We start from the raw sequence: 25,645 nt of genomic DNA, 5'->3' as shown, positions 1-25,645 counted from the left end.
TCCAGCCACGAGGCACAAGGGCTCCAATGGACCGGCAGCGGGCAAGAGTCGGACCCCGGAATGCTCACCGCAGGAAATCGAGCCTGCCGGGCGATGGCGGAACTTCCTCCCCCCCGCGCCTTGGGAAGGTCGGTTCAGCAACGGTGGCTCCATCCCCCCTCTCCAACCGGGAGCCCGACGAGGGCCCCGGTGTTTTCGCCAGGTATTTCATGCTGTCTTCGATCAGGCGGGGCTGGTTGGTATCCCCGGCCACGAGTTCGCCTTTGTAATAAACCAGCACGTAATAGGCCGCAATCCGGTCGTCCGACTTGATCGTCTTGCGGGTCGTGTACTCCATCGGACGTCCATAAGCATCGAAACCACTGGAAACGGTCTCGTAGCGCAGCCGGTAATCGATCAGAGGCAGCGCCTCGCTGCTGATGACGATTTCGTTCCGGCCCGGGATATCGAGTTCGTGGATTTCGGTCAGGTACATCTGCGCGTACTCGCCTTTCCTGTCCCCGGAAATGGTGCGGACCACCTGCACGCCGTAGCGCACCTCCAGCCCCGTCAGCGGAAAGGTCGAGCTGTTGTATGCCTTCGTCTTTACCTGCTGTGCCCGGGTGCTCTCGTTGACCTTGACATCCCGCGCGCCACTTTCGGGTGTCGGCAGGTTGTCCCGCGGTCCACGCAGATGGGTGTCGCGCAGCGTTTCGCGTTCGCTTTTCAGGTTGAGCCGCTCGCTGATCAGGCGCTTGAAGTACCAGTCTTTCAGCAACTGCTGCGAGGGCTCGTCAAAGGCGGACAACGGCAGGTCAAAAGAGTCGCCCTTGTCGCGCACAAAAATACGCACACTCTGCCGGTCCGGCCAGACATCGTGAATAACGGCATTGAGCACGACGCCATCGGTGTTGCTCAGCGCGACAAGCTCGGACTTGCTGGGGAAAAGCGGCAGGTCACTAAAGGCAAAGGTCGTAATCGGCGAAAAAAGCAGCAGGCAGATGAGGCGGCGAAGCAAAATCATACTATGATTATAAAAGCTGAAACGCCCCAAGTTCCAGATCTTTCAACCGCGTCGGGAGGGAAATCTCCCCGCTGCCCCCCCGTGTCGGGTCAGCCCGCGTCCGGGCGCTGCCAAAGGCGGGCGGCGAAATGATGTCCAAAGTCTTTCTCGTCCGCCAGCCGTAACCCCGCCGCACGCATCAGCGGGGTGTGGTCGGTAAGCCGCCGGGCGGGAAAATCGCACAACGCCCCCAGCAAGCGGTAGCTGAGCGCAAGCCGCAGCCGGTTGCGCAGCCGAATCAGCCGGGTCGGACCGTCTGCGAGAAATTCCGTATCCTGCCACCAGCCGCCGGGGGCGAGCGCCTGCAACCCCGTTGCCACCAGCCGCGCCTGCCCCTGCGGCTCGAACAAGTCGAAGAGGTAATGCGTGACCACCGCGTCGAAGGCGGCCCGCGGTAATTTCACATCGAGCACGCTGGCCTCGATCCACTGCACGCGGGAGGAGAGTTCCGGCCCGAGCGCGGCCCGAGCGCAGGCGATCATGCGCGGACTGATTTCCACCACCGTGGCCGCGCAGTCGGGATTGGCCAGGAGGAGATTTTTCAAAAACCGCCCGTTCCCCTCCCCCAGCAGCAAGAGATTCCGGCATGGGCGCAGCTTGTCCAGAAACGCCAGCCGCCCCGCCTCCAGCCGTCGCCCGTAGCCGATGAATTCCAGCCCCGGATAGGCCCGTGCCACCCGGTCAAAACCAGGGTGCCGGTTTTCGAGGCGGGGGGCGGTGGAGGCGCGCTTTTTCATCGGACAGGCTTCGGATCAGGCGTTGAACAACAGGCACAGCCCCGGCAGCAGCAAAATCAAATCCGCCAGCACGCGGAAAAGTTCGGGGGAAAGCCGCCGCCCCCCCATCCCGAGCGCAAACATCCCCGCCGCGCACACACTGACCATCAGGTATTGCGGAGAAGCTCCAACAGCCATAACCACCCCCAGCGCGAACGCCACCACCAGCCCCCGAAAGGCCCAGACGCGGCTCGCCGGGTGTTGCCGGGCCAGCGAGGTGCGGCCCATTTCGCGGTCGATGGACAGCTCCCGAAACGCGATCAGCGAGCAGTTGGCAAAGGCCAGCAGAAAGAGTGCCGCCAGCCCGTCCAGCCGAAAAGCCAGGTGATCCCACGTCAGCGGAAAAATCCCCGTCCCGGCGGCGAAAATCAACGCCACCAGCAATTCCTTGGGCACACGCAGATGCCGGTGGACCGCCACCGAATAAAGGACGCACACCCCCAGCAGGGCCACGCCCGCCGAGAACTGCGCCACCGTCAACCCGACGACCGAGAGCACGGCGGCAGCTACCAGCACTGCGCCCCAGACCACGAGCAGTTCCATTGCCCAACGGCGGGCGAAGCGGTGGCGGGCGGTCAGGATGCGCTCCGGTGGCAGGCCGCGCACATCCAGCCAGCGATCACCCGTATACATCAGCCAGACGGACAGCCCGAGGACCGCGCCCGCCGCCATGCCCGGACGCCCCAGCCACTGCTGCCAGATGACCGCGATGAGCGCCGCGTCCACAGCGAGGACATTCGGCCACTGCCACCAGCACAGCTGCCCCCCGGACCCCTTTTCACCTGCGCACGCACTGCCCATGATCGCCGCAGCATGGGCAAAACCCGCCGCCGCTCCAAGCGTAGATTACTCCGTTTACCGGACAGGCCCTGACACGCCCCCTCATCCCTCGATCAGACGGCAGCCAAGGCCGGTTATATCCGGGAGCCAAGATGAAAGCTGGACTTATCTGTGACAGCAGTGTTAACTTTTTGTTGTTGCACCAGTTGATCTTTTGGTAGTCCTGCCCCATTAATACTACAGTGTTTCCACTCCAACAACAGCAATAACCTAATCAAAAAAGTCTCAATGAAAGTAAAAGCATACCTGAAGCCACACTGCGGATGGAGCAACGGCGTCCGCGCTATTTTCAGCAAGTACGGCATCGACTACGAGGATATCGACATCATCAATTTCCCCGAAAACTATGCCGAAATGGTGGAAAAATCAGGTCAGACCCTTTCCCCCTGCGTCGAGATCGACGGGGTGATGCTGGCCGATGTCAGCGGCGAGGAAGTGGAAAACTACATGCTCAGCAACCAACTCGTGCAACCCAGCGAAAAGGCCGTCGATGTGCCGATCGATGCCCCCTGCACCGACGAAGAACACGAGCGTATGGCCTCCAAGACCATCCGTTTCTTCTAGATATTTACCGCTCCCGCAGCGAAAAAAAGCCGCTCGTACACCACGGGCGGCTTTTTTTATAAAACCACAAAGACACAGAGGGCACAAAGCGCTATCGCTGGTTGACGGAAAACCACGATCAGCGGTGCGCATGTATCAAAGGGGTACCCCTCATGCCATTTAGCCATTCGGCCTTCCAGCAGGCGACTACGTGTTGATTTAAGGAGCTGTCGTTTCTCCCTCTTTGCGTCTTTGCGGTCAAAAATACAAACTGGCCTGAATGAAACCGCCCTCAGCGCACACTTGAAGGCAGGCGGGCGAGCGCGGCCTTACGCGCGGCCAGCGCCTGCTGGGTCGCTTCGGCGTTGAATTGGTCCCCCAGGTCGATACTGCCGTTGACGGCGAGGCTGAGAATGGCCGGGGCCGTGTCGGAGTTGACCATGAGCCCGATCCAGTCGCCGGTTTTGGCAAAGACCGCATCCCCCGTTCCGGGCGAGAAATCCCCGAAAATACGGTTAAACAGGTCAGTCTGCATCGAGAGATAATGCTGGTCCTGCGGGTCGAGCTTGAAAGGAATTTCCCCGTAGCCGCCGTTGCCGCTGTCAATCAGGACGGCCTCGGGGTAGCGCAGCGGGTCCTCGGCCAGCACAAAGGTTTCCACGCCGTTCTCCTCGGCGGTGGTCAGCGGCAGGGGCACGGCGGCCAGGCGCGGGTCGGCGGAGAGGAAATAGAGGCGCTTGAAGCGGTAGGCCTTGGCCCCGATCTGGATACGCCCATCGACGTTGATCAGCCCCCGCCCCGCTGAGCCGAGCTTGAAGGGGGTGTCCTCCAGATGGATGACAGCGAAGGCCTTGTCGTCTACCTTGATAAGGTTGGTTCCGATGGTGTACTCGCCCTTGCTGGTGCCGATGAGAGCGTTCTCCTCGGTCGAGAAGCGCACCGAGACGCGGTTTTTGAGGTAGCTCTGGTAAATCGTGTTGAGGGAGAGCGGGTTGCTCTTTTTGACCTCTTCGCTGAGACGGTCGGTGGACTCGGCAATGCGGTCCGTGGACTGGGCCAGCACGGTCACGCCCTCGGCCAGCTTGTCGGCGTGCTGCATGACGACCTCTTTCTCCTGCCGCGTGACCTGCACGTCGGCGCGGGCCGTCTGGAGGCTCTCCTCCAGCACGCGGCTCTGGGCCTGGGCGACTTCCAGCCGCGTCGAGAGTTGCTGCTTGGCCTCCTCAGCCTGCCGGGCCTGCTCGGCCAGCCTTTCACGCTCGGCCTTGGCGGCGGCCAGCGCGGCCTCTTTCTCCTGCATCTGCTCTTGCAGGTGGCGGAGTTTTTCCTTGGAGGAGGCGGAGTCCTCCTTGAGCTGCCCGAGGTTCTTGGCCAGCTCAACGCGGTCAGCCTCGGCCTTTTTCAGCCGGTCCTGCGACTCGTCGAACTGCTGGGCAAAGAGCTTGCGCTCGTCTTCCAGGCGGGCGGCTTCCTTGGCCAGTTTCTGCCGCTGCTCTTCCAGTTCCTTGGCCCGGCGCTGGGTCTCGTCGAGATTGGCCTGGGTCTTGTTCAGGCTGTCTTCCTTCTGCTTGAGCGTCTGCTCGCGCTCGTCGAGCTCCTTGCGAGTCTGCTCCAGGTCGGTGGCCAGCTCCACGCGATCGTCGCGCTCGCTCTCCAGCGACATACGCAACACTTCGATCAGGTCCTGGTCGGCCAGTGTGTCGTGCTGGACAGCCTCGGTGACCTGCTCCTGCTGCACCTCCTCGGGTTCGTCGAACTTCGCCAGCGCGAGCATGCTCAGCAGCAGGAAGTCACAGATCACCAGTAGCAGGGAGCGGTTCATGGCAAAAGAATCGGAAAACGGTCAATCAGCGGCTCGATCACGGGCATGGTCAGCGGACACCGGCCTCAAGGATGAGTTTGCGGCGCAGGGGGCGGACGTTGAAAATCTTCAGCATCGCGACGAAGATAATCCCAAAGAGCGTGGAAGCGTAGGCCGCCACAAGGCTCGCCTGCACGATGCCCATCGCCAGCATGAGCAGCGAGACGATGGTGCCCGTCAGACCGAGATAAAGGCCGGTATCGAAGAGGTTTTCCTCGTTTTCGAGCAGCTTGAGCTTCATCGCCGCAGGGACCGGCGCATTGCGGACCTGGGCGAGCTTGATCAGGCAGACCGAGTAGATCAGCAACTGCATGACGAAGAAAATCAGCAGCACCAGCATGGTGACCTGGTCGAATTGAGTGATGTCCATGGCTTGTTCGTTGATAATGTCGACAGGGTTGGCGAATTCAAACTCCAAAAAATTCTTGCCCGGCTCGGAAACCGGCTGGGCCATGAGATTGGGCTCGGACACGAGTACGAGGATGAGCACCAGCATGCCGCCCAGCCCGGCGTCCACCAGCACTGCCAGCAGGCCCCGGCGTCGGGCTTCCCGCATGGCCTGCCCGGCCAGCATGCGCTTGAGGAACATGGCCAGAAAGAACCCGGCCAGAAAAAACAGCCCCAACTTGACCGCAAGGGCCGCCCGCGGGTAGCGGCAGGCCAGGTCCACACAGGACTCGGGCACACGTTCGACCAGCGGGGCCAGCCAGGCCGGGGCCCGGTAAACGGGACGCCCCGACTCCAGCACGGCATTGAGCGCGGTCCTGCCGTTGGCCAGGGCCAGGCCGAGGTCGCGCCAGGTGGTTTCGTCCGGCTGATTGAGGTAGTTGGCGACGCCCTGCGGGTCATCCGAGAGCAGCACGGCGGCATAGACCAGCGGCAGGTAATCGCTGTTCTGGCGTAAGATCGTGGTCAGCGCGACCAGGTCGGTCCAGGTTCCGGCGTGGGTGGTCCACTCGGCCAGCGTCACCCAGTCCATCCGTGCGGCCGAGCCGAGCACGGAAAGGTAAAAGGCCTCCAGCTTGTCCACCGAGGGTAAGTCACCGCCCACCGCAGCCGCCGCCAGCCGCCGAATGGCGCGCAGCGTCTCGGCCTGGAAATCGTCCCCCTGCGCAAGGAGGGCCGAGGTCAGAATAGCGCTTTCCAGTGGGACGCCCGTCGGCGTGGCCACCGGCATGAACCGCGTCACCGTGGTCAGGTCTCGGGTTTCGAGCAGCTTGAGCACGGTGGCGTTGCTGGAGTTTTTGAGAAAGGCCAGCAACTCGGCCCGGTTGCGGGCGGGGATGAGCAAGGCGTTGACGGAAACCGGCCCCTCTTCTTTCGGGCGCTTGATCAGTTCCAGAAACTGCTCGAAAAACGGATCCGGCCCGCCCACATAGGCCAGTTGCGGATGTTCCTGCCGGTAGGCCGCGATTTCCAGCGGCAGGGGCGAACCCGACGGCGGCAGGGCGTTCAATTCGCGGGCCTGACGGTCCGCCTCCATGAGGACGCGGGCCGGGCCTGTCTTCCCCAAGTCGAGGTAAGCCTGCGCCTCGTCCTCCAGCGACTGCCCGCCGGGCACGCGCCCGGCTGCCTCCAGCCATACCGCCGGGACGGAGCCAAACTGCACCGGCACAAGCAGTCCCGCCACCGCCAGGACAAGGGCGAGGATCAGCGAGACGAAGGCGAGGATTTTCATATAACCGGTACGGACAAATCAGCAGATACGCGAAACAGTGAAGAACACAGCTTCGGCGCGGACAAGTAAAAGCTATTTTACCTGGCCAGCGCGCAACATTAGCAAAAGCCCCTGAAGTAGAAAGAGAAAACCGGCCGTTGTTCCCGCCCGGGTGGCCTGCACCGTTCTCCGCCCCCGCGAAAAAGGTTGATACTGAGCGGGTTTTGCCAACAATCCTCAGGCAGATGAATGGCTTCCGTCAAGCGCTGGCAGTGATCGTAACGGGCATGCTCGTCCTCCTGGCGGCGGGCTGCGGTAAGGCCGACCACCACCGCCAGGTGGTCAAAGTCGGGATCCTGCACTCGCAGAGCGGGCCGATGGCCGCCTCGGAAAAGCCCGTCATCGACGCCACCGTGCTCGCGCTGGAGCAGGTCAACCAACAGCGCCTGATCCCTGGCGTGCGCGTCGAGTGGGTCATCGCCGACGGGCGTTCCGATCCGGCCACCTTTGCCCGCGAGGCCGAGCGCCTCATCACCGAGGAGGACGTGGTGGCGATCTTCGGCTGCTGGACCTCCGCCAGCCGCAAGGCCGTCAAGACGGTGGTCGAGCAGTACGACAGCCTGCTCTTTTACCCGGTGCAGTACGAGGGCATTGAAAGCTCCCCAAACGTCGTTTATCTCGGGGCCGCGCCCAACCAGCAGATCATCCCCGCCGTACACTGGGCGATGGAAACGCTGGGCAGTAAGTTCTTCCTCGTCGGGTCGGATACCCTCTTCCCGCACGCCGCCAACACCATTATCAAGGACCAGCTAAAAGCCTTCGGAGCCGAAGTCGCCGGGGAGGTTTACCTGCCCATGAGCACGCAGGCCCTGCGCGAAGGCGAGCTGGACGCGATCGTGGAGCAAATCAAGGATACCCGTCCTTCCGTCATCCTGAACACGCTCAACGGCAGCCTCAACACCCTCCTGTTCCGCAAGCTGCGCGAAGCCGGGATCACCTCCAAGGACATTCCCTCCCTTTCCTTCAGCATCGGCGAGAACGAACTGCGCGAGGCCGGTGTGCGCGACATGGTCGGCGACTACGCCGCCTGGAACTACTTCCAGAGCATCGAAAGTCCCACCAACCGCGCCTTTATCGAGGCACTCCGTGCCCAGTATGGCGAAACGGCCAGTGCGTCCGACCCGATGGAAGCTGCCTACGACGGCGTCATGCTCTGGGCCAAAAGCCTGGCCGACGCCCGCCAGGCCGAGATCAAGACCTACAGCAACTTTTACGACACCGACGCTGTCCTGCAATTCCTTGGCTCGCAAAGTCTTCAGGCCCCCGAAGGCATGGTCTTCGTCGACGCGCAAAACCAGCACCTCTACAAGACCGTCCGCATCGGTCGTATCCAGGCCGACGGTAACTTTGAAATCGTCTGGCAAAGCGATGTGCCCATCCGGCCCGAGCCCTACCCGGTCTTCCGCAGCAAGGAGGAGTGGGAAGCCGTCATCACCAACCTCAACCGCCAGTGGGGCGGCGCCTGGGACGCGCCACGCTGATGGCCTGCCCGCCGCTTCCGTTTTACACCCGCCAACGACTCCCCCATGCGCGCCCGACTCCAACCGCTCCTCCTCACCCTCCTGCTACTCGCAACAGCGGCAGCCCCGGCCCGCGCCATCAGCGGCAACCAGCCCGGCGTCTTCGCCTTCGGCGGAATCGGCTTCTCCGGGGCCACGTCGCCGGGAGAGCTGAAGTTCCGCGAAATAATGACCTCGGACGACCCGGAGGCGGGCTTCCGCGCGTGGTTCAGGGACGGCGGCAACGTCGGCAAGGCCTACGCCCTCGTCGCCCTCTACTACCTCGACCCCGAGCGCTACGAGATGAGCAAGGCGCGCTTCGCCGACCAGCACCTCCAGGTTCCCACCATGGAGGGTTGTAGCGTCAGCACGCTCAATTACGAGCAGTTGACCGAGAACATCGAGGCGGGCCGCTACGACAGCACCTTGAAGCGCTTCCTGCCCGAGCACGTCCGGGAGGAGCATTTCCCCGCCCCCGCCGAGGGCGCATTCGCCCTCCACCCGGCCAACACGTCCGCTGCCCAAATCGAGCTTTCGACCGACGAAACGGCTTTCCGCCAAATCCTCGCTTCGGACGACCCCATCGACGGCCTCTCCATCTGGGCCACCGGCGGCTCACCCGTCCAGCGCGCCTACGGCCTCCTCGGGCTTTACTACCTGGCGCCGGAGCTTTACCAACCGCTCAAGACCCGCTACGCGGATGACACCACGACGTTTATAGTCTTTACCGACGGGGAAAGTGCCCCCCTCAACACCGGCGATTTCATCGCGCTGATCGAAACCGACCGCTACCAGCAGGACCTCGCCACTCTCCTCCGCCCCCAACACGCCCCTCAAGGCGACAAGGCCACGCTTTTCGCGACGCCAAATTGCTGCCCGGCGGACGCCTCTGCCGCCAAAGCGGACGTTCCTTCCCCCTCCGGTTGCGCGTGTCCCAGTTGCGCGTGCAGCGATTGTTCATGCGGCGACGGCGACGGCAAATCCGCCGCGCCTGTTCCCGCTCCCTAAGTCAAACCACTCTCACCGACGCACCCACGCTCATGGCCCAAGCGGACAATCCATTCCCACTCGGCACTTCCGGTTCCCGTTCGGCCCGGCCCACGCCCCCGGGCGGCGCGCGCACCTCCCCCCAGGTGGACGAGACACGCCCCGAACGCAGCCGCATCGGCCGCCGCATGGTCGCGTACTTCCTGCTCATTTCGCTCATTCCGCTGGCCGTGGTGGCCACCGTCACCTTTCTGCTTTCCCAGAAAACCCTGCTCAAGACCGAGACCCAGTACCTCGAAGCCATCGCCGCCCGCCAGCTCGACAGCATCCGCACCTACCTGTATGAGATGCAGAACATCGCCTCGCTCGTGGCCATGAGCCCAGGCGTCTGGCTGACCCTGGAGCACGATGCCCGCCTCTCTTCCCAAGCCGCTCCAGACACGGCCACTGCAACGGAAGCCGCCCAACCCGCACCCGTTAACGCTTCGACCGCCAGCGCCACCGCCGAAAGCGCCTCTCCCGCCGCCCCGACGGGAAGCTCCGCGAGCGAGTCCCCCGCCCCGGACGACTCGGCCCAAGTGCCTCAGGCACCGCCGCTTCTAACTGCCCCGCCCCCGCATCACCCCGGCGTCCAGGCGTTCAAGCAGGAACATCAGGCCGAGATGCAAAAACTCGTCAGCAAGCTCGGCTTTAACCGCCTCTACCTCGTCAACCCGCAGGGGCGTATCGTTTTCTCCATCCCGCAACTGCCCGAAGACCGGCTCGACCTGCTGGCCGAGAACAACCTCAACAGCGAGTTGAGCGACCTTTTCAAGCGCACCGAGCGCATGATGAGCAACCAGGCCGGGGATTTCCGGCTCGACCCGGCCACCGGCCAGCCCGCCCTCTACCTGAGCTCTCCCGTCCTGCACGAAGGGCGTTTCCTGGGCATCGTCATCCTCGCTCCCAAAAACGAGGACATCTACGCCGCCGTCAACAACTACGGCGGCATCAGCGAAAGCGGCGACATCATCCTCGCTTCCCGCGAAGGCGATAAAATTCTCTTCCTCAACGATCCGCGTTACAGCTCGAACGCGGCCTTCAAGTTCACCGTCCCCTATGCGCCCGAGCCGGGGCAGCCGCTCATGCCCGTCCAGCGGGCCGTGCGTGGCGAGAGCGGCGGCGCCCTCACGACTGACTATCGCGGCAATGAAGTCCTCGCCGGCTGGAACTACCTGCCCAACCTGCGCATGGGCCTTGTTATCAAAATCGACAAGGACGAGGTCTTCAAGCCCGTCATCCGGCTGGCCCGTATTTCCCTGTGGATGGGGATCGCTACCGCTATCATCGTGTTTATCGTGGCCTTCCTGCTCTCCCGCACTATCACCCGGCCGATTCTCAATCTCACGCTCGCCGCCAACCGCATGGCCAAGGGCGACCTGACCACCAGCATCGACTGTCGCGCCCACAACGAGATCGGCCAGCTCGCTAACTCCACCCGCACCATGGCCGCGAGTCTCAAGTCCCTCATCGGCAAGGTCAAAATCGCCGGGGGCGAGATTTCCAAAACCGCGCAGCACATCTCCTCCTCGACCCGGCAGCAGGTCACCACCGCCGAGCAGACCGGCGTCTCCTCCGTCGAGGTCAACGCCACCGCCCGCGAGATTTCCACCACCGCGCAGGAGCTGACCAGCACCATGCGCAAGGTCAACGAGATCACCCAGCAAGTCGCAGTCGATGCCGAGGCCGACCTCGATATTCTCCAGCAACTCCAGCACTCGATGGGCGAGTTGCAGTCCTCGAACTCCGAGGTCTCCGACCAGCTCAACCTCATTCAGGCCAAAGCCACCGCCATCAGCAGCATCGTCCTGACCATGACCAAGGTGGCCGACCAGACGAACCTGCTCTCGCTCAACGCCTCCATCGAGGCCCGCAAGGCGGGCGAAGCCGGGCGCGGCTTTTCCGTGGTCGCGACGGAGATCCGCCGCCTGGCCGATCAGGCCGCCGTCTCCACACTGGAGATCGAGTCCAGCGTCAAGGACATGCTCGGGGCGGTCAGCACCGGGGTCAGCAGCATGAGCGCCTTTTCCCGCAAGGTGGAGTCAAGCGTGGAGGAAATCATCGGCATCGGCCAGCGCCTGACCGAAGTCATCCAGCAGGTGCAGGGCCTGCCCCCGCGCTTCGACCAGATACTGGAGGGTATGCAGTCCCAGTCCGCCGGGGCCAGCCAAATCAACGAGGCGATGGCCGCGCTCAGCGAATCCGCCCAGCAGACCGCCGCCTCCGTCCGCGAAACCCACCGCATGCTCGACAACCTCCGACGCAGCGCCGACATCCTCCAAAGCGAAATCTCCCGCTTTAAGACCTAGTGTGCGGTTACCGAAGTTTGCTGCATAATTTTTGGGGGCTATGCGCCCCCAAACCCCGCAGCAGGCATAGTCTGCACTTTCGATGCTGCCGCATCGCGTCTGGGGTTGTTGCTTTTAGCTTGGCTAAAAGCAACAATCCCTGAGGAACATCCAAACTGGGTTGCACCCCAAAACTTATGCGAGGAACTTAGCTCACAGCACAATAGAGCATCTTCGCTTTAATCTGTCGCTTGGGGCTGTAGTAGCTAAGCGGCGTAAAAGCGGCGAAAGCTGGCGCAAAGATATACCAGAAGAGTCGCCTTAGTTCCCAGAAGCAGATGCGGGTGATGGAACATCTTGTTGCAGGAGCAACCGCACGGGCAGCCTTCTTACTTTCTCACGTGAAAATGACAGACAGCAAACAGCCATCTGGATGGGTATCCGTCCGTATTACGCCGTTTTTCCAAACTATCAGTTGATTTTCTGTTTGAATTAGATAATCTTTTTCTAATCCTGACTCCAGACAGAGTTATCTACGGATCAACGCAATTACGTGTCCACCGCACAAGATGACTGACGAGCGCAACGCCAAAGGAATCAGCCGGATTGACTCCGGCTCCACGCACGGGTGGTTCGTGCGCGGCTACCGCAATGGCAAGACCTACTCCCGCCTCTTCAGTGACCGCAAGTCCGGGGGGCGCGAGGAAGCCTGGAAAGCCGCTCTGGCCTACCGGGACGAACTCTACTCTGACCTGGAAAAAATCCCCTCCAAGCCGCGCGAACGCCGCATGGTCTACCGCGACAGCCGCAACACGACGGGCGTGCTCGGTGTCAGCCGGACCAAGAAGAAGGACTCCCAGGGTCGCATCAGCGAATGCTACTCGGTGAGTTGGCGTCCCCGGCCCGGCCAGCAGAAATGCACCTCCTTTTCCATCCGCAAGTACGGCGAAAAAAAGGCTTTCGAGCTGGCCGTCTCCCTGCGCAAGCAGAAGCTGCGCGAAATCTACGGCCCCTCCGTCATCCGCAAGATCAACCAGCGCGCCAAGAACAAGGGCGAGCAGTCGATGCTTTAGAGCGTTTCAAAAAATACTGTAGCCACAAGATTTGAATAGCTAAATGGCTAATTGTTAATTGTTGGATTCCGAACGTAGGAAATAACAATTAACCATTTAATCATTTAGCCATTCGGCCCTTTTTTGATGGCTACGACTTTATTTGAAACGCTTTAGGGCCTGTTCAGATACGGAGCGAGTCCGCGTAGGCTGGTTTTCCCATCCAGTCCGGGTTCCCTTTGCCTCTTGGCGGCAGCCTCCTTGCCTAAACAGAGGCTATGTCGCCCACCGGCCCTACTGACCGAATTCGCGCGAAGCCATAGCCGCGCCGATAATGCCGGCCCGGTTCTCCAGGGCAGCGGTCTTCACTGGCGTATCCACCTTGAGATACTTGAGGAACTTGTCCCCCTTGCTGGCCGCGCCGCCCCCAAGGATGAAGAGCTGCGGGTTGACCAGCCGCTCCATCAGCTTGAGGTACTCGTTGAAGCGCCCGCCCCAGTGCTTCCAGGAAATATCGTCCCGCTTGCGGGCCGAGTCGGAGACCAGGGTTTCGGCATCCTGAATCTTGGATTCCTTTTTCAGCTTGAGGTAGGCGTGCCCCAATTCGCTGTTCGGGATGAGCGCGCCGTTATAGAAAATAGCCGTGCCGATGCCTGTGCCGATGGTGATGACCATGACGAGGCCTTCTTCATCACGTCCGATGCCAAAACGCATGATAGCCAGCCCGGCGGCATCGGCATCATTGACGACCACAGCCGGACGACCGACCGTTTTTCCGACCTCTTCGGCCAGATTGACGCCTTTCAGCGAGTCGTCGAGATTGGCCGCCGTGGCAATCACTCCCTTATGGATGACGCCCGGGAAACCGCAGCCCACCGGGCCTTTCCAGTCAAAGTTCTTCGCGATTTTCCCGATCGTCTTGAGGACTGCGTCCTTCGTCGCCGGTTGCGGCGTGGGGATACGGAAACGCTCGCCCAGCATTTCGCCCGTGTTCGTGTCAACCGGGCTGCCTTTAATACCCGACCCGCCAATATCAATACCAAGAACCTGCATAGCTGAGTGTTATTAAGTTTGAAAACTTTCTCCGCTAAAACGAGTCTAAAAAAAGAGATTTTCATAAAAGATGACAAATCAGGCAGCTCCCCCACCCCTTCTCTACAGTCCCAGGGACCACGCCACCACCCTCGCCCTGTGCGTGACACTGGGCAGCTTCGGCGCCCACCGCTTGTACGCAGGGCGCTTCGTTACCGGCACCCTCCAACTCCTGAGCAGCCTCGCCTGTCTGGCAGCGGGAATTATCTACGGCTGGCAGGCCTTTACCACAAAACATTACATCGTCGCGGTGGGCTTCATTCTTGCCATGATGGTCGCCATCGCCATCTGGCCGCTGGTGGACTTCTGGCTTCTGCACAAGGGCACCTTTCGGGACGGCGATGGTCTCCCGCTCGCTCCACGCTAAATAGGCCTACCCCCAAACCGCCGCTGAAGCCAATTCCCTAGGGGTTTCTGCGTCCGTTATTTTGCTTGCCAGCACAGCGCCCCAAAGGTAGTTTGGTTATGTATAATTCTAAAAACCAATCATCTACCTGCACCATGATTAAGAAACTCATCTGCCTGACCGCTTTTGCGGCAACTCTCTTTCCTGTGGCGATGCACGCTCAAGCGCTCGACAAGGGCAACATCAAGGCTTTGATGGTCAAAGGTGAAGTCACCTTGACCAACAACAGCACCGGCGAGACCGGTCCCCTCAAGCGTGGCGACATCTTCCGTGACGGCACCACCCTCACGACCGGAGACGCGTCCACGGCCGTTATCATCCTCTCCAACGGCTCTTCCGTCCGTATCGGGCCGAACTCCGAGTTCGAAGTCACCGAGTTCGAGCAGGAAGCCTTCGACGCCAAGAAGGGCTCCTACCTCACCTTGACTGAGGACCCGAGCATGTCCCGCACGAACCTGACGCTCAAGAACGGCACGGCTGCCGGTGAAACCAAGCACCTCAGCTCGCAGTCCGAGTATACCGTCAGCACCCCGATCGGCTCCGCCGGTATCCGCGGCACCAAGTTCGTGACCAAGGTTAGCTCCGAAATGGTCAACGGCCAGATGGTGTACACCGTGACTGTCGCCAACAGCGAAGGTACCGTCCTGTACTCCAACACCCTCAGCACGGGTGAAGTCGCCCCGGGTGAAGAAGTGGTCTTCAGCGGCACCGTCAACGAAGACGGCACCGTCACGATCAACAACGTCAACCCGCCGCAGGCGATCAGCCCGGAACTGACGGAAGCCCTGAATGATCTGGAAAACCAGGTGATCGATGCCTCGCCGGCTCCGGTCTCGGCCGAACCGGTCCCGGTTCCCGAGCCCGACCCGATCCTGGACGTCTCGCCCGCCGAGTAAGCCCTCAGGTCTTCAACCACATTTCTCAAAAGTCCCGGTCATCTGGCCGGGACTTTTTTTATTCGTCAGCGGAACACCCTGCGCCAAGAATGATCTGAAAGTATAGACCACGCATAACCAAGGGCCGGACAACGGCTTGCACGTCGTTACCCGTCTTTTGTTTCCTCACACGATATTCCAACCATGACCCCTGCCTCCATCGAACAGGAACTGCGCGAACAGATCGCCCAACTGCAAAAGGAACTCCGCGACCCGGCGGACTATTTAGCCCGCAAAGGCGTCCGCAATACCATTGTCTTCTTCGGCTCGGCCCGCATTAAGCCTCCCGCCGAGACGCAGGCCGTCATGGATCGCCTCCACTGCGAGTTCCGAGGCATGGTCATGAAAGACCGCGAGGAATGGGATGAACTCGACCGCGCCAGCCACGAGCACTACATGTCGCGCTTTTACGCCGGGGCCGAGTCCCTGGCCGGTGAGCTTGCCCACTGGTCGCGGGCGACCTTTGCCTCGGACGAGCAGCACCTCGTCACCACCGGCGGCGGCCCCGGCATCATGGAGGCCGCCAACAAGGGAGCCAGCCAGGCCGGCCAGCCCACCATCGGGATCAACATTGAAATCCCCACCGAGCAGCGTCCCAACCCCTATATCACGCCCGGCCTTTCGCTCCACTTCGAGACCTTCCCCATGCGCAAGTTCTGGCTCATGTACTTTGCCCGCGCGCTGGTCATCTTCCCCGGCGGCATTGGCACGCTCGACGAATTTTTCGAGATCTACACGCTGATGAAGACCCGCAAGGCCAAGCGCTACATCCCCATCGTGCTATTCGGTCGCGAGTACTGGCAGGAGTTGATCAACTTCGAGACCATGGTGCGCTTCGGTACCCTCGACCGCGGCTCGCTCGACTTTTTCCGCTACTGCGACGAAGTGGACGAGGCTTACGACTTCATCACCCGGGCAATCCTCCGCGATCACGAACGCAACGGCTCCTGATCGCCTCGGCGGCAGGTTCACTCCATCGACAGAACTAAACGGCGACGATGCTGGAGGCGGACTTTTGGACCTCGATGCGGAAGAAGGTCCAAGTACTGACCACCCCGCCGTTTACGGCGAAATGCCGGTCGTACTCACGCAAAAAATGCCGCAGCTTGCCCGGTTCCGCGCGCTTGCGGCTCACCGCGCCGGTGCGTTGGAAGAACCGCAATAGCTCACGGGTATTGGGGAAGATAATTTCGCGTGTGACCGCCTCGCGCCGCAGGATTTCGAGTCCGGGGACACCGGCAAAGGCCCCAGCCCAGGCCGCTTCCGTGCGCCAGTGAAAGGGATTCCATTCCGGGGCTAGACGACGGAACTCCGTCAGCGTCGGGTCGATAAAAAACAGATGCAGCATCCGCCCGCCCGGACGGAGCACTTCGGCCAGCCGGATCGCGGCAGCAGCCGGATCTGCTGCCCACTGGAGCAGCGCCGAGGAGCAAATATAGTCGTACTCGCCCTGCGGCTTCCACGCGTTCATCACCTCCCAGCGAGCCTGCGGATAGTTCGCCCGTCCGGCCTCAACCATGCCCGGAGCCAGATCCGTCGCCAGCAGGCGATCCGCGCCACGGCTCAGCAGTTCGCCGGTCAGCAGCCCCGGCCCCGCTCCGAGTTCCAGCACATCGAGACCATCCAACGACTCGGGCAGCCAACGGCTCCCCCACCCGATCAGGTCCCGCTGCACAAAGGCGTGCTCGGCGTACTCCAGGGCCCGCTCACCGAAGCGCATCGGCCAGCTCCTTTCTGAAATCAGCCAGCGCGTGCCCGGCCCCAGCGACGACTTGCAAGTCCGGAAAATCCCCACGCAGCCCGTCGGCATCGAGCAGCGCGTCGCAATCGCCCGCCAGGGCTATCACGTTCGCCTGAGCTGTCCCGCTCACAGTTGGGCGGGCGCGGGCCGGATCCCCGTCGGACGCCGACTGCAAATCAAGCGCAGACTGCGCCACAGTGGCGAGTTGCTCGATGCCCCAGATTAAATGCTCCGGCGTGTAAGGCAGCGTCGAAGGCGGCACGCCCAGTCCGCTTCTGTCATAAAAATCGGATACAGCTGCCAGCGGGTCGCGGCGCAGCCAGCGCAGCAGAAAGCGCAGCTTGGCGGCGGGCGTTTTTCCACCCCGCCCGGACTCGGCCCGGAAGTCCGCGAACGGCGCAACCAGCACGACAGTCCCGGCGGCGCGCATTTTATCCGGCGCTCCAAGAAGCAGGAAAGCCCCCGTCGAATAAGCGACGACGATGTCCGCCCATGCGGTATCCAAATTTTCGATACAACCCGGTACGGGCAGCGCTACGCGATGCTCCGCCTGCGGACAAATCTCGCGCGCGAAATCCAGCGTCGCTTGTGCCGGACAGGCCCAACCGCTTATCCAGAGCACGTGCCTCATGCCCGGACGGCGTTGACCGCGGCGGCGACCCGCTGGAGGTCGGCGGCGGTGAGTTCGGCGTTGAGGGAAATGCGCAAGCGTCCTTCCCCGGCGGGCACGGTCGGCGGGCGGATCGCCCCCACACGAATGCCCTGCTCAAGCAGCGTGGCGGCGGCAGCGACCGGATCCGGCACGCGCACCGGCACAATCGGCGCGTCCGCGCAGGCGGAATCATTCCCGCCATCGAAAGCTCCCCCACCCGGCCCGGCAGTCACGTCCCGACTCTCGTCATCGGTTTCCCGGCTGGTGTCAGTTCCCCCGGCCAACAACGCCCTAAACTCCCGCGACAGCGCGTGCAGGCGTGCGCGCTCGGCGGGCTTGGAGCGGATCAGGTCGATGGACTTTTCGGCGGCAGCGGCGCAGGACGGCGGCAAGTAGGTCGAATAAATAAATTCCCCGGCGTGGTTGACCAGGTGGCGGCGCAGCACCTCGTCGCGGAAAAGCGTAAAGGCCCCCATCGAGCCGAGTCCCTTGCCAAGCGTGCCGACCATTATATCGACTTCGGCGGCCACGCCGGCGGCTTCGATCAGGCCGCTGCCGCGCTCGCCGTACCAGCCGAGCGCGTGCGCCTCGTCCAGTATCCAGACAAAGCCGTGACGGGCCTTCAGCGCGGCCATCGCCCGCAGGTCCGGGTAATCACCGTCCATGCTGTAAACCGTCTCCGACACGACAAAGACCGTCTCGTACTGGCCGGCTGCTTTCTCCAACAGCTCACTCAGGTGGTCGAGATCAAGGTGGCGGTAGCGTTGCAGCCGCGCCCCGGAGGCGAGCAGACCGTTGACCATGCTGTTGTGAATCAGCCGGTCGGCCAGCACGAGATCGCCCCGTCTCGGCAGGCCGCTGAGGACGGCCGAATTGGCGGCGAAACCGGTGTTCCAGACCAGCCCGCACGGGAAGCCGCACCACGCCAGTAACTTCGCCAGCAAACCCTCGTGTGCCTCGGTGTAGCCGGTGATAAGTGGCGAGGCCGCCGAGGAGCAACCCCAGCGTTCGGTCGCCGCGAGCGCGGCAGCCTTCACCTCCGGGTGCCGGGAGAGGCGCAGGTAGTCGTTGTTGGCCAGGTCGAGCAAGGATTCCTCCGCCCGGCGCACACGCAGGACGCGCTCCAGCCCCTCGACCCGGCGCTGGTTTAGCTCCTTCGCGAGACGCGCAGACAAGGCAGCGGGAGAACTCACCGGGAAGGCGTCGCTTGCCATGGCCGCTCCAGCCAGTCGGGCTCCTGCGCGTCGGGACCAAGCACGGCGCACAGGGGCAGGTTGTAACCGGTCAGAGCCTCGCGGTTGGACAGGAGAACCGCTTCCGACTCGGGCCGGATCTGGTTCAGCCAGAGCCAGACCGGGACGCCCGCCCGCGCCGCGTAGGCGTGCGCCAGACGGGCCTGGCAAATCGCTCCCAGCCGGTGCTCCACCACGAGGATGAGCGCGTCCGCCCCGATAGCGGCGGCAAAGTCGCACACATCGCGCCCCTCGGTGTCGAGCGGCGAGGCGATCCCGCCCGCGCCCTCGACCAGCCGCCAGGCGGCGGGAGGAAGGCGGCGGTAGCGCTCCAGCATCGACTCCAACGTGAGGGTAAAGCCCTCGCGCTTCGCCGCGTCGGGCGGCGACATCGGCTCGGCGAAACGGAACAGCGTGTGCGCCTCGGCCTTGCCGGAGGCGTGACGCAGGGCCGTCTCGGCGTCCCCGTGGCCGCCGGGCAGAATGCCCGTTTCGACCGGCTTGACGATCTGCACGGCTCCGCCCAGGCGCGAGAGTTCACGCGCCAGCGCGGCAGTGACGCGGGTCTTGCCCACGCCGGTGTCGTTGCCGGTAATGACGAAGACGGGCATGGCGATGCGTCAGGAAAGGACGGGCTCGGCGGCTTTCCCGGCCTCGACGACGACAGCGGATTCCGCAGAGGCGGATTCGCAGCCGCAGCTCTCGGACTGGGCCTTGCTGCGAGCGTGGATCTCGCGGGCCTTATCCGGGTGCATGTCGTGCAGGCCGAGCTTGTCCAGCAGTTTGCGGTCCTCGTGCTGGCGCGGGTTTTCCGTGGTCAGCAGGCGGTCGCCCAAGAAGATGCTGTTGGCCCCGGCGAGGTAGCACAGGGCGTGCATTTCCTCGGACATCTGGCTGCGTCCGGCCGAGAGGCGGACGATGGAGTACGGCATGGCGATGCGGGCCGTGGCAATGGTGCGCACGAACTCGATGCTGTCCACAAAGGGCTGATCCTCCAGCGGCGTGCCCTTGACGGCGACCAGGGCGTTGATCGGCACGGAGTCGGGCTGCGGGTCCATGTTGGCCAGCTCAAGGAGCATTTTCAGCCGGTCATCGACGCTTTCTCCCATCCCGAGGATGCCGCCGCAGCAGACTTCCATCCCGGCCTCGCGCACGTTCTTGATCGTGTTGAGGCGGTCGTCGTAGGTGCGGGTGGTGATGATTTTGCTGTAAAATTCGCGCGAGCTGTCGATGTTGTGGTTATAAACGTCGCAACCGGCGTCCTTGAGGGCGCGGGCCTGATTGACATCGAGCATGCCCAACGTGCAGCAGACCTCCAGGTCGAGCGCCTTGACCGAAGAGACGGTTTCGAGGATGTTCTCGAACTGGCTGTTGGTGTAAACCTTGCGCCAGGCCGCGCCCATGCAGAAGCGCGTGGCCCCGTCGGCCTTGGCCCGGCGGGCGTCGAACATAACCCGCTCGGTATCGAGCAGCTTTTCCGGCTCCAGCCCGGTGTCATTGTGCGCAGACTGCGGGCAGTACTTGCAGTCCTCGGAGCACTTGCCGGTTTTGATCGACTTGAGCGTGCACAGCTGCACGCCCGCCGGGTCCTGATGGCGGTGGTGCACCTCCTGGGCTCGCAGGATCAGCGTCGTCAGGGGCAGGTTGTAGATTTCCTTCAGTTGGTCGAGTGTCGTCATAGTCTCAGTCAATTAGGCCCCGGTGGGGCTGGGCGAGGCGTTGAGCACGATCTGCGTCGCGCGGGTCAGTTGTTGGAAAAGAAATTCGATCTCGTCGGATGAAATCACCAGCGGCGGGACCACCAGCAGGGTGTCGCCGAGGGCGCGGGCAATGAGCCCGTGCTTGCGCGCCTCCAGGGCGACCTTGAGCCCGGTGCGCTCGGCCACGGGCCGGGCCGGAAGCTCCAGCGCCGCGAGCAGGCCGCGCTGGCGCACGACCGGGAACAAGCCCGAACCGAGCCCGTAGTTGAGGACGGCGGCCTCGAAGGCGGCCAGCGTCTCGGCGTGGCGGCCGTCGGCCATGCGGGCCTCGATTTTTTCAATGCTCTTGTGGGCGACGGCGGCCCCGAGCGGATTGCCGGTAAAGGTGTGGCCGTGGTAAAAGGCCTTGTACTCCTCGAAGCGCCCGAGGAAAGCCTCGAAAACGGCCTCGGTCGTGAGGGTCGCGGCCAGCGGCAGGTAACCGGCGGTCAGGCCCTTGGCCAGGCAGAGGAAATCCGGCTCCACGCCCTCCTCACGGCAGACCAGCATCGGCCCCACCCGCCCAAAGCCGACAAAGACCTCGTCGAGAATGAGGTGGACTCCCGCCCGGCGGCAACGCGCGGCCACTTCCTTGAGAAAACCGCGCGGCTGCAAGCGCATTCCCGCCGAGCCCTGCACCCAGGGCTCCATGATGAGGCAGGCGGTGGTGGCGGCTTTTTCAGCCAGAAGTTCGTCCAGCCGGGCCAGGCTGGCGCTCATGTCGGAGGCGTGAACGATCCCGCCGGCCTCGTCGCAGACGGGCGCGGGCACGCGGTCCGCCGGGAAGCACCACGGGCTGAAGCGCCCGTGAAAGCCGCCGCTGTCGCCCACCGACATGGTCCCGAAGGTGTCGCCGTGGTAGGCCCCGTTGAGCGCGATGACGCCGGTCTTTTCCGGCTGACCGGCGAGCTGCCAGTACTGGAAGGAAAGCTTTAGGGCGATCTCGACCGCGTTGGAACCGTTGTCGCTGTAAAAAACCCGTTGCAACCCTTCAGGCGCGATGGAGGCGAGCTTTTCGCTCAAGCGGGTGCCGGTCGGGTGCGCCAGCCCGAGCGTCGTGCTGTGGGCAATGCGTTCGAGTTGGCCGACGAGGGCGGCGTTGAGGTCGGGGTCGTTGTGGCCGTGGACGTTGGTCCAGATGGAGGCGTTACCATCGAGGTAGCGGTTGCCCTCGGTATCGTAAAGCCAGCAGCCCTCGCCCCGCTCGATAAAGAGCCGCGGGTGCGCCCTATGCTCGCTCATCTGCGTGAACGGATGCCAGGCGTGCACACCGTCCAGGCGGTCCACACGTTCAGTCCGATTCTCGTCAACAGGCGTCATAAGTCGCCCAATGTGACAGCCCCGGCGGGTATTGTTAAGCCAAAAGAGGCCTGGCTTTACAATTATTTTTTAGAATATCTGTAAGTTCTATAATTCAACTAGCTAATCTATAAATCCGTCGAAATATTTAGCCTCTCGGCTTGTCCGGCCCATCTTCTTCCGGGTCCGGCGCAGGCGCGTCTCCACACTCTTCAGAGGCGGCAGTTTCTTCGCGGACCGCTTCCCCCGCAGCCTCCAACTCGTCCCCTTCGGGCGGCGGCTCGGCGGGAAGGATTTCGGTATCGGTTTCGATGGCGTCCTTAAAAATCTGGATCGACTCGTCGTTACCGACGATGAGCAGGATGTCGCCGACGTGGATGATCTCGTCGGGGGGCGGCGGGGCGATACGCTTCTTGCCTCGCTGGATGCCGAGCACGCTGATCCGGTAGCGGTGGCGCACGTCACACCCGGCCAGCGTCTGCCCGGCCAGGAAGGCGTCAGCACGGACGAAGACCCGTTCGATACGGAAGGGTTTTTCTTCAGCCCGCTTGCCGGGCATCTTCGTGGCCAGGGTGCGGCGGGCATTGTCGAGCTGCTCCTGGGAGCCGATGAGCACGAGGTTGTCCCCGGCGAAGATCGGCACCTCCGGCGAAGGGTCGTAGTGGGTCGTGCCCCCGCGGCTGATCGCCACGATGGAGGCTCCGGTCTTTTTACGCAGATGCATCTCGCGCAGCAACATGCCGCAGGCGATGGAGTCCTCGGCGATGGTCACCGTCTCGACCTCGATGTGCCAGCGGTGCACGTGCGAAAGCTCCCGCAGCGTGGCCTGACGCAGTTGCTCCTCGTTCTCGGCGGTCTGTTCCTGAAAGCTCTGGAGAAAGAGGTACTCCATCCGACTGTTGATGTTGATGATCGACTTCCAGAACATGATTAGCGCCACGCAGCCGACGACGATAAACATCGCCAGCGTCACCCCCGAGGGAAAGAACGACGAGGCCGCCGAGAGGAAAATCCCGCCGAAGAGCACGATCACAACTGAAAGCATGACCGTGTGCACGAGGTTGGTCATGCGCCCGCTGAGCAGTTGCGGGTGACGGCTGCTGACAAACACGGTCGAGGTCACGAGCTGGATGAGCACGTCGAGGTTGCGGATGATCGAAGAAAGGAACGGCAGGCTCACCAGCGCGGCCAGCAGCCAGACCCCGGTGTTGACCCACGCGGTGTACCCGGCCAGCGGCGGGACGCGCTCGAAGTACTTCGCCCCCATGTAGGCGATGATGAGCAGGCCGTTGAGCAGGAGGAAATTCCCCACGATCTGGATCAGCGGACGACGCGCCAGCCGCAGCAGTGTGATCCGCCCAACCCGCCGGGCGACCGCATCAAGCATTTTTTCGTAAATGCGCCCGGCGACCTTGACCTGATCTGGTGTTTTTTCCGAAATCCAGCCGAAGAGGCGGCCGGGATCGGCATTGAGCACCGGGACGATCATGTAGGTAACAAGGGCCAGGCCCACCGCCATACTGGGCAGGCTCGGGCCGGTCGCCCCGGAAGCCGCCCCTACCGCCGCGATGATAAAGCCGAACTCCCCGACGCTGGCCTTCGAAATCGAAGCGCGGAAGCCCGTCTCGGCGCTCTGACCGCCCACAAACAGCCCCAGCCAGCAAGTCACCGTCTTGCCCACGACCACCAGCACCGCGATAAAGACCACGGCCAGCCAATTAGAGGCCAGCCAGACCGGATCGACCAGCATCCCGATGGTGACGAAGAAGATCGCGCAAAAAAGATTACGGAAGGGGTCGGTAATACGCTGAATGTCGCCCACGATCTGCGTCTGGGCCATCACCGTCCCGGCCAGGAACGATCCCAGCGCGATGGAGAAGTTCGCGAACTGCGCCAGCTCGGACAACCCGAGCGCGAGCGCCACCGAGACCAGGGTGATAATTTCGCCCGAGTTCGAGCCCTTGAGCTGGCGGCTGATCCACGGGGCCAGCACACGCCCGAAAAAGTACACCCCGACCGCGAACACCCCGATGAGGAAACAGATGCGGTACACGGCGGTGATCTGGAGGCTGTCGGCGGGACCGATCTCCCCAAGCACGACCAACAGGATAATCGCCACCATGTCCTCAAAGACGAGGATGCCGATGGCCATGTGCGAATCGGCATGCTTGATCCGCCCCTTGTCACGCAGGATCTTGATACACAGGACCGAGGCCGAGTTGGTCAGCAGCGCCCCGAGAAAAATCCCCTCCAGCGGCGTGTAGCCCACCAGCGGTGCGCACAGGATGCCAATAATGATGACCAGCATCGTCTGGAAAAATGCCGCAATAAAGGCCGGCCAGAATACCCGCCGCAACCGCTCCAGATCGAAGTCCAGCCCGACGAAGAACATCAGGAAGATCACCCCGAGCTGGCTGAGCTGCTCGATCGAGCCCATGTCCTTGAGCGAGGGCAGCAGCGGCGTATAGGGGCCGACAATGACGCCCGCCAGCAGATAACCGAGGACGACCGGCAGCCGCAGCTTATAGAAAAGAACTGACACCGCCGCCGCGCACAGGACGACCAGTGTCAAATCGTGAATGATGCTTCCCTGATCCAATACGGGCACTCTAGGGGCGCACACCGGGGCATCAACTCCGAAGTCACTCAGCCGTGCAAATCAGAGAGTGAACAGAAAGGACGGGAAGTAACACCTTTTTTAAGTAAGTTTGATCAAATGGAGAGGCTCACACGGAGGCACAAAGGCACGAAGAAACCCTTTTACTCATTTTCTTCGTTTCCTTCGCGTTCTTCACGTCCTTCCTGTTAAATCTCTGGTTCGTGAAAGACTGCCTGAAAGCAGCATCACCCCGCCCTATTCGGACACAAAAAAGGCCCTCCGAAGAGGGCCTTAAAAGTGGAGCGAGCGAAGAGGTTCGAACTCTCGACATCTACCTTGGCAAGGTAGTGCTCTACCAACTGAGCTACGCTCGCTTAATTGAAAGTTCGGTAATGTGGTGATTTCAGGACCCTATGTCAAGCTCCAGATTGGTACGTTTTCTAACATTTTCTGAAAGAGGCACAAACCCATTATCTACCAAAGACTTAGACATCTCTTCACTCAACATAAAGCGCAGAATGTCACGCAATTCGGCCTTATTTTCTTTTTTAAATACAAGATAGAACGGCAGGCGGAGCACGTAGGAGCCGTCATAGACATTTTCGCGGCTGGGACCGTAGGCAAAAGCGCCCGGCTCACCACTGGAAATCGAGACCGCACGCAAGCTACTCTGACGTGGCACATAGGGGAAAATGCCAATGGCGCCGGTATCGCTGACCATCAGTTCGGGGCTTTTTTCGAAATTCTCAATCGTGAGCGTGTTCGACTTGAAAGCACCCCGATCGAGGACCTTGGACTTGAACAACTCGCGGGCCACAGAATCGGGAATCTCCACGATCATCGGCTGGATGGAGCGTTTGGAGATGTTGCCGGTCAGGCCGAGGTCGCCCCAACGGCCGTAGTACTGGTCCGAAGACGTCCCGAAGATCCCGACCAGCTCTTTCAGGCTGAGCTCGGTTATCGGGTTATCGGTGTTTACCACCACGACCGCGATCTGGTAGGCAAAGGGGATGGCGTCGTAACCGTCGATCTTGAACTTGGTGCCGTCGTCGGGCCGGGCGATCAGCGCCAGTTGCGCCTCGTCATTACGGAGCATCGACATGGCCGGGATGCTGCCGTACAGGTCGATGACAATATCGAGGTCTTTCGATTCGGCAAAGGCTTTCAGCGGCTCAGCCACTGCCCCCTGAAGCAGGTCGGAGCCGACCACATCGATTTCATCGGCGTGGACTGGCAGCACCAGCACGGAAGCGGCAAACAGTGAGAGTAACGTGGATTTCATGGGAATAGATGCGGAGTATAGAGA

22 protein-coding genes and 1 tRNA gene are annotated in these 25,645 nt (G+C 62.2%); 8 read left to right on the top strand and 15 right to left on the bottom strand.

Annotation, left to right across the window (positions count from 1 at the left end; all coding sequences use genetic code 11):
• Nucleotides 1-64: 64 nt before the first annotated feature.
• The 3 genes from H5P28_RS05180 to H5P28_RS05170 all read right to left on the bottom strand — a co-directional run bounded on the left by H5P28_RS05180 (nucleotide 65) and on the right by H5P28_RS05170 (nucleotide 2,619).
• Nucleotides 65-1,003 (bottom strand): hypothetical protein, encoded by a 939-nt coding sequence (locus H5P28_RS05180; protein WP_185674653.1) that lies wholly within the window; start codon nucleotides 1,001-1,003, stop codon nucleotides 65-67.
• Between the two features lie 89 nt (nucleotides 1,004-1,092).
• The gene (locus H5P28_RS05175) at nucleotides 1,093-1,779 is read right to left on the bottom strand and encodes a class I SAM-dependent methyltransferase (RefSeq protein ID WP_185674652.1); all 687 of its coding nucleotides are present in this window, start codon (nucleotides 1,777-1,779) and stop codon (nucleotides 1,093-1,095) included.
• Nucleotides 1,780-1,794: 15 nt separating this feature from the next.
• The gene (locus tag H5P28_RS05170) at nucleotides 1,795-2,619 is read right to left on the bottom strand and encodes a hypothetical protein (protein ID WP_185674651.1); all 825 of its coding nucleotides are present in this window, start codon (nucleotides 2,617-2,619) and stop codon (nucleotides 1,795-1,797) included.
• Between the two features lie 267 nt (nucleotides 2,620-2,886).
• On the opposite strand from H5P28_RS05170, the gene H5P28_RS05165 reads away from it, so the two are divergent.
• Nucleotides 2,887-3,222, top strand: coding sequence for a glutaredoxin family protein (locus H5P28_RS05165; protein ID WP_185674650.1), 336 nt, complete (start codon nucleotides 2,887-2,889; stop codon nucleotides 3,220-3,222).
• 271 nt (nucleotides 3,223-3,493) lie between these two features.
• Here H5P28_RS05165 and H5P28_RS05160 read toward each other — a convergent pair whose 3' ends face one another.
• Nucleotides 3,494-5,023: a coiled-coil domain-containing protein gene (locus H5P28_RS05160; protein WP_185674649.1), complete on the bottom strand. Its 1,530-nt coding sequence runs from the start codon at nucleotides 5,021-5,023 to the stop codon at nucleotides 3,494-3,496.
• A 49-nt stretch (nucleotides 5,024-5,072) separates the two neighbouring features.
• Nucleotides 5,073-6,740: a hypothetical protein gene (locus tag H5P28_RS05155; protein WP_185674648.1), complete on the bottom strand. Its 1,668-nt coding sequence runs from the start codon at nucleotides 6,738-6,740 to the stop codon at nucleotides 5,073-5,075.
• 224 nt (nucleotides 6,741-6,964) lie between these two features.
• Here H5P28_RS05155 and H5P28_RS05150 point away from each other — a divergent pair, with 224 nt between their 5' ends.
• From H5P28_RS05150 to H5P28_RS05135, 4 genes are all read left to right on the top strand, one after another.
• Nucleotides 6,965-8,260: an urea ABC transporter substrate-binding protein gene (locus H5P28_RS05150; protein WP_185674647.1), complete on the top strand. Its 1,296-nt coding sequence runs from the start codon at nucleotides 6,965-6,967 to the stop codon at nucleotides 8,258-8,260.
• Between the two features lie 45 nt (nucleotides 8,261-8,305).
• Complete coding sequence (locus tag H5P28_RS05145) at nucleotides 8,306-9,286, top strand: hypothetical protein (protein ID WP_185674646.1); 981 nt, start codon at nucleotides 8,306-8,308, stop codon at nucleotides 9,284-9,286.
• 32 nt (nucleotides 9,287-9,318) lie between these two features.
• Nucleotides 9,319-11,613: a methyl-accepting chemotaxis protein gene (locus H5P28_RS05140; RefSeq protein WP_185674645.1), complete on the top strand. Its 2,295-nt coding sequence runs from the start codon at nucleotides 9,319-9,321 to the stop codon at nucleotides 11,611-11,613.
• Between the two features lie 548 nt (nucleotides 11,614-12,161).
• Nucleotides 12,162-12,665: an AP2 domain-containing protein gene (locus H5P28_RS05135; protein WP_185674644.1), complete on the top strand. Its 504-nt coding sequence runs from the start codon at nucleotides 12,162-12,164 to the stop codon at nucleotides 12,663-12,665.
• A 273-nt stretch (nucleotides 12,666-12,938) separates the two neighbouring features.
• On the opposite strand, the gene ppgK is transcribed toward H5P28_RS05135, so the two are convergent.
• Nucleotides 12,939-13,697: a polyphosphate--glucose phosphotransferase gene (ppgK, locus tag H5P28_RS05130; protein ID WP_185674643.1), complete on the bottom strand. Its 759-nt coding sequence runs from the start codon at nucleotides 13,695-13,697 to the stop codon at nucleotides 12,939-12,941.
• A gap of 70 nt (nucleotides 13,698-13,767) precedes the next feature.
• Here ppgK and H5P28_RS05125 point away from each other — a divergent pair, with 70 nt between their 5' ends.
• The 3 genes from H5P28_RS05125 to H5P28_RS05115 all read left to right on the top strand — a co-directional run bounded on the left by H5P28_RS05125 (nucleotide 13,768) and on the right by H5P28_RS05115 (nucleotide 16,028).
• Entirely contained in the window at nucleotides 13,768-14,103 is a 336-nt protein-coding gene (locus H5P28_RS05125; protein ID WP_185674642.1) for a TM2 domain-containing protein, read from the top strand.
• A 134-nt stretch (nucleotides 14,104-14,237) separates the two neighbouring features.
• Entirely contained in the window at nucleotides 14,238-15,038 is an 801-nt protein-coding gene (locus H5P28_RS05120) for a FecR family protein (RefSeq protein WP_185674641.1), read from the top strand.
• 183 nt (nucleotides 15,039-15,221) lie between these two features.
• Entirely contained in the window at nucleotides 15,222-16,028 is an 807-nt protein-coding gene (locus H5P28_RS05115; RefSeq protein WP_185674640.1) for an LOG family protein, read from the top strand.
• Nucleotides 16,029-16,062: 34 nt separating this feature from the next.
• On the opposite strand, the gene H5P28_RS05110 is transcribed toward H5P28_RS05115, so the two are convergent.
• From H5P28_RS05110 to H5P28_RS05070, 9 genes are all read right to left on the bottom strand, one after another.
• On the bottom strand, nucleotides 16,063-16,797 hold the full coding sequence (locus H5P28_RS05110) for a methyltransferase domain-containing protein (protein ID WP_185674639.1): 735 nt from the start codon (nucleotides 16,795-16,797) through the stop codon (nucleotides 16,063-16,065).
• Entirely contained in the window at nucleotides 16,784-17,323 is a 540-nt protein-coding gene (locus tag H5P28_RS05105) for a hypothetical protein (protein WP_185674638.1), read from the bottom strand. The genes H5P28_RS05110 and H5P28_RS05105 overlap by 14 nt, the downstream gene beginning before the upstream one ends.
• Nucleotides 17,324-17,445: 122 nt before the next feature.
• Nucleotides 17,446-18,684 (bottom strand): aminotransferase class I/II-fold pyridoxal phosphate-dependent enzyme, encoded by a 1,239-nt coding sequence (locus H5P28_RS05100; RefSeq protein WP_185674637.1) that lies wholly within the window; start codon nucleotides 18,682-18,684, stop codon nucleotides 17,446-17,448.
• A complete protein-coding gene (gene bioD / locus H5P28_RS05095; RefSeq protein ID WP_185674636.1) occupies nucleotides 18,660-19,313 on the bottom strand; it encodes a dethiobiotin synthase in 654 nt (217 codons plus the stop codon). Before bioD ends, H5P28_RS05100 begins: the two co-directional genes overlap by 25 nt.
• A gap of 9 nt (nucleotides 19,314-19,322) precedes the next feature.
• Nucleotides 19,323-20,381, bottom strand: coding sequence for a biotin synthase BioB (bioB, locus tag H5P28_RS05090; protein ID WP_185674635.1), 1,059 nt, complete (start codon nucleotides 20,379-20,381; stop codon nucleotides 19,323-19,325).
• 12 nt (nucleotides 20,382-20,393) lie between these two features.
• The gene (gene bioA / locus H5P28_RS05085) at nucleotides 20,394-21,761 is read right to left on the bottom strand and encodes an adenosylmethionine--8-amino-7-oxononanoate transaminase (protein WP_185674634.1); all 1,368 of its coding nucleotides are present in this window, start codon (nucleotides 21,759-21,761) and stop codon (nucleotides 20,394-20,396) included.
• A gap of 127 nt (nucleotides 21,762-21,888) precedes the next feature.
• On the bottom strand, nucleotides 21,889-24,312 hold the full coding sequence (locus H5P28_RS05080) for a cation:proton antiporter (RefSeq protein ID WP_185674633.1): 2,424 nt from the start codon (nucleotides 24,310-24,312) through the stop codon (nucleotides 21,889-21,891).
• A 325-nt stretch (nucleotides 24,313-24,637) separates the two neighbouring features.
• Nucleotides 24,638-24,713, bottom strand: a tRNA-Gly gene (locus H5P28_RS05075).
• A gap of 29 nt (nucleotides 24,714-24,742) precedes the next feature.
• Nucleotides 24,743-25,621: a PstS family phosphate ABC transporter substrate-binding protein gene (locus tag H5P28_RS05070; protein WP_185674632.1), complete on the bottom strand. Its 879-nt coding sequence runs from the start codon at nucleotides 25,619-25,621 to the stop codon at nucleotides 24,743-24,745.
• Between the last annotated feature and the right edge of the window lie 24 nt (nucleotides 25,622-25,645).

Source organism: Ruficoccus amylovorans (genome assembly GCF_014230085.1).
In the GTDB taxonomy this organism is placed as follows: Bacteria; Verrucomicrobiota; Verrucomicrobiia; order Opitutales; family Cerasicoccaceae; genus Ruficoccus; species Ruficoccus amylovorans.
The sequence above is the reverse complement of the archived record's forward strand: the minus strand, read 5'-3'. Positions and strand labels throughout refer to the sequence as shown.

Bases quoted from the DNA above. Each gene is read 5' to 3' on its own strand.
- H5P28_RS05180 (WP_185674653.1), bottom strand. From the start codon at position 1,003: ATGATTTTGCTTCGCCGCCTCATCTGCCTGCTGCTTTTTTCGCCGATT.
- H5P28_RS05175 (WP_185674652.1), bottom strand. From the start codon at position 1,779: ATGAAAAAGCGCGCCTCCACCGCCCCCCGCCTCGAAAACCGGCACCCT.
- H5P28_RS05170 (WP_185674651.1), bottom strand. From the start codon at position 2,619: ATGGGCAGTGCGTGCGCAGGTGAAAAGGGGTCCGGGGGGCAGCTGTGC.
- H5P28_RS05165 (WP_185674650.1), top strand. From the start codon at position 2,887: ATGAAAGTAAAAGCATACCTGAAGCCACACTGCGGATGGAGCAACGGC.
- H5P28_RS05160 (WP_185674649.1), bottom strand. From the start codon at position 5,023: ATGAACCGCTCCCTGCTACTGGTGATCTGTGACTTCCTGCTGCTGAGC.
- H5P28_RS05155 (WP_185674648.1), bottom strand. From the start codon at position 6,740: ATGAAAATCCTCGCCTTCGTCTCGCTGATCCTCGCCCTTGTCCTGGCG.
- H5P28_RS05150 (WP_185674647.1), top strand. From the start codon at position 6,965: ATGAATGGCTTCCGTCAAGCGCTGGCAGTGATCGTAACGGGCATGCTC.
- H5P28_RS05145 (WP_185674646.1), top strand. From the start codon at position 8,306: ATGCGCGCCCGACTCCAACCGCTCCTCCTCACCCTCCTGCTACTCGCA.
- H5P28_RS05140 (WP_185674645.1), top strand. From the start codon at position 9,319: ATGGCCCAAGCGGACAATCCATTCCCACTCGGCACTTCCGGTTCCCGT.
- H5P28_RS05135 (WP_185674644.1), top strand. From the start codon at position 12,162: ATGACTGACGAGCGCAACGCCAAAGGAATCAGCCGGATTGACTCCGGC.
- ppgK (WP_185674643.1), bottom strand. From the start codon at position 13,697: ATGCAGGTTCTTGGTATTGATATTGGCGGGTCGGGTATTAAAGGCAGC.
- H5P28_RS05125 (WP_185674642.1), top strand. From the start codon at position 13,768: ATGACAAATCAGGCAGCTCCCCCACCCCTTCTCTACAGTCCCAGGGAC.
- H5P28_RS05120 (WP_185674641.1), top strand. From the start codon at position 14,238: ATGATTAAGAAACTCATCTGCCTGACCGCTTTTGCGGCAACTCTCTTT.
- H5P28_RS05115 (WP_185674640.1), top strand. From the start codon at position 15,222: ATGACCCCTGCCTCCATCGAACAGGAACTGCGCGAACAGATCGCCCAA.
- H5P28_RS05110 (WP_185674639.1), bottom strand. From the start codon at position 16,797: ATGCGCTTCGGTGAGCGGGCCCTGGAGTACGCCGAGCACGCCTTTGTG.
- H5P28_RS05100 (WP_185674637.1), bottom strand. From the start codon at position 18,684: ATGGCAAGCGACGCCTTCCCGGTGAGTTCTCCCGCTGCCTTGTCTGCG.
- bioD (WP_185674636.1), bottom strand. From the start codon at position 19,313: ATGCCCGTCTTCGTCATTACCGGCAACGACACCGGCGTGGGCAAGACC.
- bioB (WP_185674635.1), bottom strand. From the start codon at position 20,381: ATGACGACACTCGACCAACTGAAGGAAATCTACAACCTGCCCCTGACG.
- bioA (WP_185674634.1), bottom strand. From the start codon at position 21,761: ATGACGCCTGTTGACGAGAATCGGACTGAACGTGTGGACCGCCTGGAC.
- H5P28_RS05070 (WP_185674632.1), bottom strand. From the start codon at position 25,621: ATGAAATCCACGTTACTCTCACTGTTTGCCGCTTCCGTGCTGGTGCTG.